The 11,937-nt window shown below is 67.0% G+C and carries 11 protein-coding genes and 2 pseudogenes; 7 read left to right on the plus strand and 6 right to left on the minus strand.

The window, feature by feature from the left end:
• Window positions 1-477: pseudogene (locus tag ACFE7K_RS14945) on the plus strand (23S rRNA (adenine(2503)-C(2))-methyltransferase RlmN); the annotation flags it as partial.
• Between the two features lie 68 nt (window positions 478-545).
• Here ACFE7K_RS14945 and ACFE7K_RS14950 read toward each other — a convergent pair.
• Window positions 546-869, minus strand: coding sequence for a BrnA antitoxin family protein (locus tag ACFE7K_RS14950; RefSeq protein WP_375399005.1), 324 nt, complete (start codon window positions 867-869; stop codon window positions 546-548).
• A complete protein-coding gene (locus ACFE7K_RS14955) occupies window positions 847-1,149 on the minus strand; it encodes a BrnT family toxin (RefSeq protein WP_375398995.1) in 303 nt (100 codons plus the stop codon). The genes ACFE7K_RS14950 and ACFE7K_RS14955 overlap by 23 nt, the downstream gene beginning before the upstream one ends.
• A gap of 35 nt (window positions 1,150-1,184) precedes the next feature.
• Between ACFE7K_RS14955 and ACFE7K_RS14960 the strand changes: the two genes are divergently transcribed.
• The 6 genes from ACFE7K_RS14960 (at window position 1,185) to ACFE7K_RS14985 (ending at window position 6,536) form a co-directional block, all read left to right on the plus strand.
• Complete coding sequence (locus ACFE7K_RS14960) at window positions 1,185-1,934, plus strand: sulfite exporter TauE/SafE family protein (RefSeq protein WP_375398996.1); 750 nt, start codon at window positions 1,185-1,187, stop codon at window positions 1,932-1,934.
• A gap of 237 nt (window positions 1,935-2,171) precedes the next feature.
• Window positions 2,172-2,297 (plus strand): hypothetical protein, encoded by a 126-nt coding sequence (locus ACFE7K_RS14965; protein ID WP_375398997.1) that lies wholly within the window; start codon window positions 2,172-2,174, stop codon window positions 2,295-2,297.
• A 163-nt stretch (window positions 2,298-2,460) separates the two neighbouring features.
• On the plus strand, window positions 2,461-3,276 hold the full coding sequence (locus tag ACFE7K_RS14970) for a cytochrome b/b6 domain-containing protein (protein WP_375398998.1): 816 nt from the start codon (window positions 2,461-2,463) through the stop codon (window positions 3,274-3,276).
• Window positions 3,273-4,025 (plus strand): molybdopterin-dependent oxidoreductase, encoded by a 753-nt coding sequence (locus ACFE7K_RS14975; protein WP_375398999.1) that lies wholly within the window; start codon window positions 3,273-3,275, stop codon window positions 4,023-4,025. Before ACFE7K_RS14970 ends, ACFE7K_RS14975 begins: the two co-directional genes overlap by 4 nt.
• A gap of 82 nt (window positions 4,026-4,107) precedes the next feature.
• The gene (locus tag ACFE7K_RS14980; protein WP_375399000.1) at window positions 4,108-5,346 is read left to right on the plus strand and encodes a class I SAM-dependent methyltransferase; all 1,239 of its coding nucleotides are present in this window, start codon (window positions 4,108-4,110) and stop codon (window positions 5,344-5,346) included.
• A gap of 56 nt (window positions 5,347-5,402) precedes the next feature.
• Entirely contained in the window at window positions 5,403-6,536 is a 1,134-nt protein-coding gene (locus ACFE7K_RS14985) for a GNAT family N-acetyltransferase (protein WP_375399001.1), read from the plus strand.
• On the opposite strand, the gene ACFE7K_RS14990 is transcribed toward ACFE7K_RS14985, so the two are convergent.
• The 4 genes and pseudogenes from ACFE7K_RS14990 to ACFE7K_RS15005 form a co-directional block, all read right to left on the minus strand.
• On the minus strand, window positions 6,500-8,182 hold the full coding sequence (locus ACFE7K_RS14990; RefSeq protein WP_375399002.1) for a hypothetical protein: 1,683 nt from the start codon (window positions 8,180-8,182) through the stop codon (window positions 6,500-6,502). The genes ACFE7K_RS14985 and ACFE7K_RS14990 overlap by 37 nt on opposite strands.
• 8 nt (window positions 8,183-8,190) lie before the next feature.
• Window positions 8,191-9,999, minus strand: a complete 1,809-nt coding sequence (locus ACFE7K_RS14995) for a hypothetical protein (protein ID WP_375399003.1) — start codon at window positions 9,997-9,999, stop codon at window positions 8,191-8,193.
• A gap of 4 nt (window positions 10,000-10,003) precedes the next feature.
• Complete coding sequence (locus tag ACFE7K_RS15000; protein WP_375399004.1) at window positions 10,004-11,509, minus strand: NAD(P)/FAD-dependent oxidoreductase; 1,506 nt, start codon at window positions 11,507-11,509, stop codon at window positions 10,004-10,006.
• Between the two features lie 149 nt (window positions 11,510-11,658).
• Window positions 11,659-11,937, minus strand: a pseudogene (locus ACFE7K_RS15005) (argininosuccinate synthase); the annotation flags it as partial.

The following is an 11,937-nucleotide window of genomic DNA, read 5'->3' on the forward strand; positions in this document are numbered from 1 at the left end:
GAGATCGGGGTCAACCTGGCGGTGTCGCTCCACGCCGTGACCAAGGACGTCCGCGACGAGATCGTCCCGATCAACCGCAAATACGGGATCGAGGAGCTGCTCCAGGCCTGCGCCGACTATCCCGGCGCCAACAATGCGCGCCGGATCACGTTCGAATATGTGATGCTCAAGGACAAGAACGACAGCGATGCCGAGGCGCACGAGCTGGTCCGGCTGATCCGCAAGTACAAGCTGCCGGCCAAGGTCAACCTGATCCCGTTCAACCCGTGGCCGGGCGCGCCCTATGAATGTTCGACGCCGGAGCGGGTGCGGGCATTCTCGAACATTGTGTTCGAGGCGGGGATTTCGGCGCCGATCCGCACCCCGCGCGGCCGCGACATCGACGCCGCCTGCGGGCAGCTGAAGACCGCGAGCGAAAAGAAGAGCCGGGCGGATCTGGACCGGCAGGCGGAGGCGAAGCCGGCGGCTTTGGCGTGAGCACGTCGTGATCCCGGCAGGGTCATGAGAGCCCGACATTTCGGGCCGGGGAACTCAAAGCGACCGCGCTATCTCTCGTCCCGCACCCTCTCATCCCGCACCATCGCCTCGCGCAAAATGGCGTTGATCCGCGTTTGATAGCCCTTGCCCTTGGCGCGTAGCCATTGGAGCACATCGGCGTCGATGCGTATCGTCGTCGATTGCTTGATCGGCCGATACAGCGGATGCTGACGGCGATCGCGAAAGCGAATGACATTCTCGAACTTCACTTCGGGGATATCGCTCGTATCGATATCCTCGTCGCGCATCGCGGCCAAGCGTTCAAGTTCAGCGCGCTCCGCATCCGTCAGCGACGGCGGGTTGTCGATGTCAAAGCTGCTGCGCACGTACATGTCGTCCATAATTTCGCCTTTCGCCCGGGGTCGCGTATCGCGCCGATATGATTCGGATGATCTTGTCCTCACCATCGACATATGTGTGAGCAACGATCATGACCGCCAAGCCACCAGCATCGCCGATCGCCTGCCACCGAAACTCACCGCCTTCGGCTCGATCCTGTTCGACTAAAACGAACGGATCGGCGAAGACGCGACGCGCGATTTCAAATCGAACGCCATGCTTGCGTTCGTTGCGCAATGCCTTTGCCGGATCCCGGTCGAACAAGAGCGACACGGATCAATGTTACTACAAAGTCGTATGAACGACGAGTGATTAATTTCCTCCTCCCCCTCGCCGCCGGCCTGATCGGCGGTGCGATGAACGCGCTGGCCGGGGGTGGCACCTTTGCGACACTTCCCGCGCTGATTGCGCTCGGGCTGCCGGCGAACACCGCCAATGCGACGTCGAACGTCGCACTGCTGCCCGGGGCCGGAGCCAGCGCGTGGGCGTTCCGCGACGAACTCGGCCCGGTGGGCGGGGTCGATGTGCGGCTGCTCGCGGCGATCACCTTTGTCGGCGGGCTGGCCGGCAGCGTGCTGCTGGTGCTGACGCCGAGCCGGGCATTCGACGTCATCATCCCGTGGCTGCTGCTGTTCGCCTTCGTCGTCATCCTGGTCGGCCGGCGGGCGGCGGGATGGCTGCACGACCGAGCGACGATCGGGCGTCGCACGCTGCTCGTCGCACAGGGCCTGCTCGGCATCTATGGCGGCTATTTCGGCGGCGGCGTCGGCCTGATGACCACGGCGATGTACGGCCTGCTGGCCGACGTCCAGCCGCGCGCGCTGTTCGCGCCGCGCACGCTGATGCTGGCCATCGCCAATTTGGCCGCGGCCGGCGTGTTCGTCATCGCCGGGCTGGTGGCATGGGCGGCGTGCCTGCCGATGCTGGTCGGGGCGATCATGGGCGGCTGGCTCGGCGCGGCGCTGGGCAAGCGGCTGCCCGCCGGCGCGGTCAGGGCGTGGACATTGCTGGTGACCGGCGCGACGACGATCGTGTTCTTCCTCCGGGTCTACGCCTGATCGCCGCTACCATGGTCCAGCCATATCGACGCAAGCTCATCCGGTATGCCGTCGGACCGGCAATTTGATCCACTGTCATCAGCCGATTCGGCGGGGCAATCCGGTCCGCTCGACGCGTGGGTTCACCATCCTTGCAACGGAGATAGCGATGACTGTTCACGTATCCGCGGTCCGGTGGAAAACCCTTAGGCATATCGCCGATGTCGATCCGATCGGCGGGAGCATCTCGTCCGTCCGATGAGCAAGCGCGAGCTCGACCTGGCCGGCGTCACCGCGCAGACCACGATCGTCCGCTTCGACGATAATGGCTATCATCAGAATTGCGGGTGCGATCCGCGGACCACCGGTCATCACCACAAGTAAATCGGGGCCGGGGCCGGGGGGCGGACAGTCGGTCGCCCGGAAGGGCGCGGCGACGAATCCGACGCCGCCGAATGTTGATCCGGCGGTGACCCGCCCACCGCCGGCAGCTCGGCCATCGTGCGGCACGCTTTGGGGATATCGCGATTCGAGCTATGGCCGTTTCGTGACCGAGCCAGAGCCTTCCGACGCGGTGGAACCGCCAGAGCCGACATCGCCGGCACCCGGCCCGACGATCTATCGCCACCGCCTGCCGACGCGAGTCTGGCACTGGGTCAATGCCGTCGCGATCTTCATCATGATCGGCAGCGGGATCGGCATCCTCCAGGCGCATCCGCGGCTATATTGGGGCGATTACGGCGCCAATCCCGATCAACCGTGGTGGCGGATGGACTGGGCGCCGGCGTGGCTGAACCAGGCGCTCGACCTGATGACGATTCCCGCCGGCTACAATCTGGCGATCTCGCGCCGCTGGCATCTGCTGTTCGCGCTCGTGCTGGGGTTCGCGCTGCTCGGCTTCATGGTGACGAGCCTGCTTAACCGCCATTTCCAGCGCGACCTCAGGGTCCGCGCCGCGGAAATGGCGCCGCGCCATCTGCTCGCCGACGCGATCGCGCACCTGAAGTTCCGGTTCCACAATGCCGACGACGCCACCGCCTATAACACCTTGCAGAAGCTGGCTTATGTCGCGGTGATTTTCGTGCTGATCCCGGCGATGCTGCTGACCGGGCTGGCAATGTCGCCGGCGATGGATGCGGCGTGGCCGTGGTTGCTGGTGGCGACCGGCGGGCGGCAGTCGGCGCGGTCGATCCACTTCCTGGCGGCCACCAGCCTCCTGGGTTTTGTCATCGTCCACCTCGTGCTGGTAATCCTGGCCGGCATGGGCAACGAAATACGCTCGATGGTTACCGGCCGCTGGCGGCTGCCCGCCGACGCGCATGCGGCGCCGCCGGCCGGTCCCGAACCGGAGCCCGCCGAATGACGCTGATCACCAGACGGGGGCTGGTCGCGGGGGCCGGGGCCGGGCTGATGCTGTCGGGATGCGATCGCGCAGCGCAGGTGCCGGCGATACGCAAGATCCTGTTGTCGGGTGATCGGGTCAATCGCGGGCTGCAACGCGCGCTCGGCAACCGCACCGCGATGGCACCTGAATTCCGCCCCGACCAGATGTCGCCGCTATTCAGAGTCAACGGTACCGCCAACCCCGACACGCCAGACTATAACGCCCATGCCGCGAGCAATTTCGCCGACTGGCGGCTGACGGTCGGGGGGCTGGTCGAGCGTCCGTTGTCGATCTCCATCGCGCAATTGCGGTCGCTGCCCGCGCGCAGCCAGATCACCCGCCACGATTGCGTCGAGGGGTGGAGCGCGATCGGCAAGTGGACCGGGCCGATGCTGGGGTCGATCCTGAAGCTGGCGGGGCTGCGGGATACGGCGCGCTATGTCGTGTTCACCTGCGCCGATCTGTATGCGGGGCACAATTACTACGAATCGCTCGACCTGGTCGATGCCTTCCATCCCCAGACGATCCTGGCCTGGGCGATGAACGACCAATTGCTTACCGTCGGCCACGGCGCGCCGGTGCGGCTGCGCGTCGAGCGCCAGCTCGGCTACAAGAACGCGAAATTTGTCATGGCGGTCGAGGCCATCGCCAGCCTGGACGGGATCGGCAAGGGCAAGGGCGGCTATTGGGAAGACGCGGTGGGCTATGACTGGTATGCCGGGATTTGAGCGGCGGCAGAATGTACCATCAGCATGTTTCGAACAGCCCCCAAGTCTTTCCATGGCCGTAATCGCCCGATAGCAGCGCCACATGGCCCTGATCGATCGCTTCTTCGCCCGAGCATTCAAGCGCGGCACGCTGACCGTCACCTATGCCGACGGCACGATCCGCAGCTTCGGTAGCGCGGAGCCGGGCTTTCCCGACGTCGCGATCCGCTTCAGCCATGCCCGCGTGCCCGGCCAGATCGTCCGTAACCCAGGGCTGGGCGTGGCCGAGGCGTTCATGGATGGGCGGCTGGCGATCGAGCGCGGCGACATCATGGACCTGTTGTCGCTGGCGACCGCGAACAACCGGTGGGAGGCGTATGACGGGGCGCTGGAACCTGGCGCGGTGGCGCGCGCCATGGGTGCGGTGAAGGGGCGGATCGACCGATTCAACCGCGCCCGGTCGGCGCGCCGCAACGTGAAGGCGCATTACGACATCGGCAATGCGCTCTACGACCTCTTCCTTGACGCCGACCGCCAATATAGCTGCGCTTACTTCCTCGATCCGGGCAACGAGACGCTGGAACAGGCGCAGCGCGACAAGAAGGCGCATATCGCGGCTAAGCTCGCGCTGAAGCCGGGGATGAAGGTGCTCGATATCGGCTGCGGCTGGGGCGGGATGGCGCTCTATCTCCACCAGCATTACGGCGTCGAGGTCCTGGGCGTCACGCTGAGCGACGAGCAGATCGCGACCGCCAAGGCGCGCGCCGCCGCCGCCGGGGTCGCCGACCATGTCCGCTTCGAGCTGGTCGACTATCGCGCGGTCACCGGCCGGTTCGACCGGATCGTGTCGGTCGGCATGTTCGAACATGTCGGTCCGCCCCAATATCGCACCTTCTTCCGCAAGTGCCGCGACCTGCTGACCGAGGACGGGGTGATGCTGCTCCACACGATAGGTCGCGCCGGCAAGCCCGGGGTCACCGACGCCTTCACCGCGAAATACGTCTTCCCCGGCGGCTACATTCCCGCCCTGTCGGAGATTGCGCGCGGCTATGAGGGCCTGAAATACTACATGACCGACGTCGAGGTGCTGCGGCTGCACTATGCCTATACGCTGCGCGAATGGTATGACCGCGCGGTCGCCAGCCGTGACGCGATCGTCGCCCTGTACGACGAGAAGTTCTTCCGTATGTGGACCTTCTATCTGGCGGGGTCGTACGTCAGCTTTCGGTATGGCAGCATGGTCAATTACCAGCTGCAATTCGCCCGCGACCGGTTCGCGCTGCCGATCACCCGCGACTACATGGCCGGGGAGGAAGCGCGGCTGCGCGGCGCGCCGCGCTGACGGCGATCGTGCGCTCGCCACTTTCGCCCGTGCGCCGGAATCCCTAGTTTGGACCGGTGACGTCTTCCCCGATCTCCGCCCGTATCGCCGACGGCGTCGCATCGGTCCCGGCCGCGCAATGGGATGCCTGCGCCGGCACCAACCCGTTCCTCAGCCATGCCTTCCTGACCGCGCTGGAGCAATCGGGCAGCGTCGGGGGGAGCAGCGGGTGGCAGCCGCTGCCGATCCTGATCGACGGCAGCGACGGCGCGCCCGCGGCGATCGCCCCGGCCTATGCCAAGAGCCACAGTCAGGGCGAATATGTCTTCGACCATGGCTGGGCCGAGGCGTGGCAGCGGGCCGGGGGCGCCTATTACCCCAAGCTTCAGGTCGCCGCGCCCTTCACTCCGGCGCCGGGGCCGCGGCTGCTGCTGCGCGACGGGCGGCTGGCGTCCGCGCTGATCGCCGCGATCGAGGCGGTGACCGACCAGAACGCGCTGTCTTCGGCGCATGCGACGTTCATCGCGCCCGACCAGCTGCCGCTGTTCGAGGCGGCCGGGTGGTTGACGCGCGCGGGCACGCAGTTCCACTGGCATAATGACGGCTATGCGGCATTCGACGACTTCCTGGCCGCGCTCTCCAGCCGCAAGCGCAAGGCAATCCGCCACGAACGGGCAAAGGCGGTCGAGGGCCTGACGATCCGCCATGTCACCGGCGCCGGGGTGGGGGAGGGGGTTTGGGACGCCTTCTGGATATTTTACCAGGATACCGGCACCCGGAAATGGGGTCGCCCGTACCTGATGCGCGCCTTTTTCTCGCTGCTTGGCCAGGCGATGCCGGATCGCGTGCTGTTGATCCTGGCCGAGCGCGACGGCCGGCCGATCGCCGGCGCGCTGAACCTGATCGGCGACGACACGCTGTACGGCCGCTATTGGGGCTGCACTCAGGACGTGCCGTTCCTCCATTTCGAGCTGTGCTATTACCAGGCGATCGAGGCCGCGATCGCGCGCGGGCTGAAAACGGTCGAGGCCGGCGCGCAAGGCGAGCACAAGCTGGCGCGGGGCTATGTCCCGGTCACGACCTGGTCGGCGCATTACATACCCGACCGCAATTTTCGGCGCGCCGTCGCCGACTTCCTGGTGCGTGAGCGCGCCGGCGTGGCCAGCGAACAGGATTATCTGGGCGAGTTGACCCCGTTCAAAAGGGGCTGATCGCGCGGCACCGGTACCGGCCGGACGCGCGGCGGGTCCATCGCCAGCCCCGGCCAGCGCAGCTCGGCATCGCTCACCTGGGGTCCCGGCTGGCCGTGATCGACCTTGTACAGCACGCTCGACCCGCTGCGCCAGATCGGCACCAGCCCGGCGGCGAAGCGCGGGTCGAACGCCGGCGGCTGGATCAGCCAGACATAATCGAACGCCGCGCGCGGGAAGCGCGCTAGGCTGCGGCTGATCGGGCGCCACCATTCGCGCGGGCATTGCACGCTGGTGACGATCTGCGACGGGTCATGCGCAAAGCCGCGGGCGACGCGGTATTTGGTGGTCAGCAATTGCGCGCCGGCCATCGACCATTGATCGTTGGTATAGGCCATCCGCCGCTCCAGCGCGAGCGCGGGCAGATGCTCCAGCCGCGTCATCAGCCAGTCGTTGCGGCAATTCTCGCCGACGAAGCTGACCAGTCGCGCGCCCGGCGGCACATGATCGAGCGCGGCGAGCTCGCGGTCATAGCGCTGGTCGAACAGCCAGTAGCTGATCGTCGTCCCCCCGGTCCTGACCAGCACGAACGCCAGCCCCAGCATCGCCAGCCTGGCGGCACCGCGCGGCGACAGGATCGGCCGCGGGCGGATCGCGACCAGCGCGATCGCGATCATGAACGGCGCCAGCCGCATGTCGGCATAGGCCGATCCGAACACGATCCGCGGCAGCACCAGGAACACCGCCATCAGGAACAGCGCCGACAATCCCAGATTGCGCGAATATTCCAGATTGGGGTCACGAAAGCCGCGATACAGGACCAGCCCCAGCACCGCCGTCGAGCCAAGATCGAACGCCATCCAGCGGTCGCGCAGGATCATCGTCAGCCAGGTGGTCTTGGCCTGCCAGTTGAACCAGTCGGCGGTCTCTCCGGTGACATGCTGGCCGCTGCGCCACACGATCATCAATACCAGCGGCAACGCCAACGGGAGGCAGCCGATCGCGGCCCGAACCCATGACTTCAGCCAGGATGCCGGGCCGGTGCCGGTGCGCCGGTCATGCTCGCGCACCATTTCCGCCGAAAAGGCGAGCACGCCCAGCACGCCCCAGCCGAAGGTGTGGCAGATCCACAAGGCGCAGGACAGCGGCACGAAGATGATCGCCCGCAGCCCGACGCGGTCGAGCCGCGCCAGCCGCAGCCACAAGGCGAATGACGGCAGCGCGATCGCCATCGAGAGCGCGAAGTTGACGAAGCCGAACTGGAACGGATAGCAATAAGCGATCGGCAGCGCGAACAGCGCGGTCGCGGGGATCCGCCCATGGACCTCGCGCGCGATGCCGAGCAGGCCGACCACGATCAGCGGCGGGATCGTCAGCACGATCAGCTTGACCGCCAGCTCCAGCCCCAGCACCCGGCCGAGCAGTTCGACCAGCAGGTCGACGCCCAGATTACCGATCAGCGACCAGTTGAAGTCATACCAGTCGGTCAGCCACTGATATTGGTGGAGGTCGAGCTGGACGCGATACCGCCCCATATGGCCGGGCAGGTCGACCAGCGGCGGGATATCGGGCCATAGCAGCGGCAGCATCGCCAGCAGCGCCATCGCAACGACGAACCCGCGCGTCTGCCACCAACGGTGCGCCGGCGGTTGCTGATCCCCCATCATACCCGCGTTTAGGGCTTGGATGCGGGTTCCGACAAGGCCTTGCTTGGCGACGTGCGGGGTTCGGCGACGATCCGCCACACCATCGCCGGCGAACCGGGCAGCGGAACCGGCTGGAGCCAGCCGAACCGCTCACCTCGCTCCAACCGCGCCCACAGCCCGTTCGGGGCGGCATATTTGTACAACTCCATCTCGTTCTCGCCCGGACAGGCGGCGAGCAGCGTCGCGCCGCTTGCGGTGACAATCGCACGCGCGGTGGCGGGATCGGCGGTGAAGGCGTCGATTACCTGCTTCATCGCCGCCGAGTTCCGGTGATAGCCGCCGGCGATCGCCCGGTGGGAGGTCCAGGCGATCAGCGTCGGGCTGACGTCGATCGGCGCAAAGACCAGAGCCGATGGCAATCGGCCCAGATCCGCGATCTCGCGGCCATGATAGCACATCCGCACGGCGCGCGGCCGGGGGCCGGTGGTGTGAACGGGGATCGGGGCGACGAGCGCCGCGTGAAGGCTGATCGCGGCGCTGACCGCTAGACCGGGGCTCGCCGCAAGGAAAGCGCCGGCGGTGGCGAACGTGCGGGGCAATACCGGGCCGATCCGCCGTGCCGGAGTCAGCAGGCGGTTCAGCAGCCACGCTCCGCCCGGCAGCGCCAGCGCATTGGCGGTGGCGCCGCTGCGCATCACCAGCAGCGACAGGACAAAGGCGGCGAGCGCCAGCGCCAGCACGATCGTCCAGCGGATCCGCGCGGCCCCCGCCAATTCGCGCCACGCCAGAACGCCGCCGACAAAGCCGGCAAATGGGAAGCTGATGGTCAGCAGCGCCCAGCCCGGCTCCTGCTCCCACACCGGCAGGCCTTCGGAAACGTTCCGATACCAGAAGCGATAGACTTCCGGATCAAGCGTGGCGAACGGCCCGGCGAGGCACTCGGGCGCCGCCAGCCGGATCGTGACGAGCGCCGCAACCCCGGCCGCGCCGAGCAGGGCGACCCGCAGCACGAAGGATCGCGGGGAAAGTGCAACGGCGGCCCCCGCGCACACCGCTCCGGCGGCAAGTGCGGCGATCCACGCCGGGGCAAGCGCATCGCAGGCGGCTGCGAACATCCCCGGCCCGCGCGTCGCGGCGTGCAGCAGCACCGCCGCTGCGACGATCGTCCCGAGCAGCGCCAGTACCTGCGCGCGCCGTGCCGGATCGAACGCCCAGCCGAGCAGCGCCACGCCCAGGATCGCGACGGTAATCGGCAACCCTTCCAGCGACACGGTGAGCAACGTCGCCAATGCCAGGCCGATCAGCGCGCCCGTTCGCGCGGAAGCCTTGCCGACCAGCAGCACGACCGCCGCCAGTGCCAGCACGATCTGCCAGCCATGATGGTCGATCCTCAGGGGGCGGAGCTGGTACAGCAGCGGCACCGACAATGGCGCCAGCAGCAGCGAGAGCTTGGCCGTCGCGAGATCGCTCGTTCGCCGGGTCAGCTCCGCCCCCAGAGCCATCACGGCCAGCAACGTGGCGAGCGGCACGCCGACCAGCGCAATCCGGATCGCCGCAGCGGATCCGAACAGCGGGTCCGCCACCAGCAGCACGGCCGCCAGCGGCAGGTCGACCAGGCGCGACCAGTGCATCGGGAAATCGCCGTGGTTCAGCCGGTGCTGCCCGACGTCCCACCAGCTTTGCCCGCCCAGCCAGTCGCGCACCTCCAGCAGGCGCATCGCGTCGTCGGGGTCGGGGAACCACAGGTGCGTGGTCGCCCGCACCGACACCAGCGCCAGCACCGCCGCCGCCACTGCCCAGGCGACCAGGACGGCGCCTCGGAGCCGCGGCTCGGTCACGCCCTCAGGCCGCCAGGCGGGACGGGACCGCGCGGACGCTTGCCAGCGCCGCGCGTTCACCCTCGCTGCCGGCTTCGTGATATTCGGCGTCCTCGTTAACTGCCCAGATGTCATACAGCCGCTCGCCCGCGACGATGTTGCGCACCGTCAGCATGGCGGTCATCATCGCATGGTCCTGATTGTTGTAGCGATGCATCCCGTTGCGTCCGACCAGATGCAGCGTCGGGTAACGCGCCGCCAATTCGGCACGCATCGCCTCCACATTCTCCCGGTACGCATCGTCATAGACCGGATAGGCTTTTTCCTGGCGCACCACCTGACCGCCGACCACATTCGCGGGGTCGCATAGGCCGAGCGTCGCCAGCTCCCTGGTGGCCAGCGCGACGAGGTCCTCGTCGGTCGCGGACCATAGGCCGTCGCCCTCGAAGCAGAAATATTCGAGGCCTACGCATGCGAGTTGCGGGTCCGGCACCATCTCGGGTGACCAACTGCGAAAGTTCTGCACGCGGCCGACCTTCACGCGCGGGTCGTGAATGTAGATCCAATTGTCGGGGAACAGGTCGTCCGAGCGGATCATCAGCGCGACCGTCAGGAAATCACGATAGCCGAGGTTGAGCGCGTTGGGCAGCGTCTGCGGCAGCGGGTGGATCCGCCCGGCCAGTTCGCGCATCGGCGCCGAGGAGATGACATGGGCCGCGCTGATGATCTGCGTCTCGCCGTCCCGCTTGACCGCTACGCGCCAGCGGGCTGTCGCCTCGTCAAAGCTCAGCTGGTGGAGCGAGGTCGCCATTTCCACGCGGTTGCCGCCCACCATCACGCGGTCGCGCGCGGCGTCCCACATCATGCCCGGCCCCTGGCGCGGGTAGCGGAAGGTCTCGAGCAGGCTCTTCACGGCCATGCCGTCGTTGCTGCGCCTGTGCAGGCCGAGCGAGCGTTTCAGCCCGTCGACCACCGCGCCGCCGAGGCTCAGCCCCTTGATCCGTTGCGCCGCCCAGTCCGCCGACATCGCGTCGCACGGCATGCCCCACACCTTCTCGGTATAGGTCTTGAAGAAGATCGAATAGAGCTTGTGGCCGAACTGATTGACCACCCATTGCTCGAAGCTCCTGGGGTTCTTGTGCGGGAACATCTTCCACCGCGCATAGCTCGCCATGCACAAGGTCGAGCGCCAGATGCCCAGGTTCATCAACGCCTCGAACGCGCGCAAGGGGTAGCTGTAGAACTTGCCCTCGTAATAGATGCGGCTCATCCGCGGGCGCTCGATGAAGTCGTCGGGTAGGATCTCGTTCCACAGGTCGACCACTTCCTTCGACTTGGAAAAGAAGCGGTGCCCGCCGATGTCGAAGCGGAAGCCCTCATGCTCCACCGTGCGGCTGATGCCGCCGACATAGACCGGGTCCTTTTCGATCACGGTCACGCGGTAGTCGAGCTTGGTCAGCTGATAGGCGGCGGTAAGCCCGGCCGGCCCCGCGCCGATGATCGCCACGTCGACCGACCTGTCCTGCTGCATGCGTGCGTGCCCCTGAGGAAGACGAGCCTTCCGGGGCCGAGGATGTGGCGGCAAATACCTAAGTCATGGTTAATGAACGGCAGGAATTCGCGCGTGACACGCCGGCCGCCATCGTCCCCGTGCGGGGGTGCCGACCGGACGCGGCGGGTCTATCGATCGCGCCGCCCCAGCAGCCTGAGGCGGAGCGCGTTCAGCTTGATGAAGCCCGCCGCGTCGCGCTGGTCGTACGCGCCCTGGTCGTCCTCGAAGGTCACGACCTTTTCCGAATAGAGCGAGTAAGGCGATCTGCGCCCGGTCACGATCACGCTGCCCTTGTAGAGCTTGAGCCGGACGGTGCCCGCGACCTTTGCCTGGCTGTGGTCGATCGCGGCCTGGAGCATCTCGCGCTCCGGGCTGAACCAGAAGCCGTTGTAGATCAGCTCGGCATA

The organism is uncultured Sphingomonas sp. (genome assembly GCF_964244265.1).
Taxonomy (GTDB): domain Bacteria; phylum Pseudomonadota; class Alphaproteobacteria; order Sphingomonadales; family Sphingomonadaceae; genus Sphingomonas.

Coding starts and splice junctions, on each gene's coding strand:
- ACFE7K_RS15000 (WP_375399004.1), bottom strand. CDS start 11,509: ATGCAGCAGGACAGGTCGGTCGACGTGGCGATCATCGGCGCGGGGCCG.
- ACFE7K_RS14975 (WP_375398999.1), top strand. CDS start 3,273: ATGACGCTGATCACCAGACGGGGGCTGGTCGCGGGGGCCGGGGCCGGG.
- ACFE7K_RS14980 (WP_375399000.1), top strand. CDS start 4,108: ATGGCCCTGATCGATCGCTTCTTCGCCCGAGCATTCAAGCGCGGCACG.
- ACFE7K_RS14965 (WP_375398997.1), top strand. CDS start 2,172: ATGAGCAAGCGCGAGCTCGACCTGGCCGGCGTCACCGCGCAGACCACG.
- ACFE7K_RS14990 (WP_375399002.1), bottom strand. CDS start 8,182: ATGATGGGGGATCAGCAACCGCCGGCGCACCGTTGGTGGCAGACGCGC.
- ACFE7K_RS14950 (WP_375399005.1), bottom strand. CDS start 869: ATGTACGTGCGCAGCAGCTTTGACATCGACAACCCGCCGTCGCTGACG.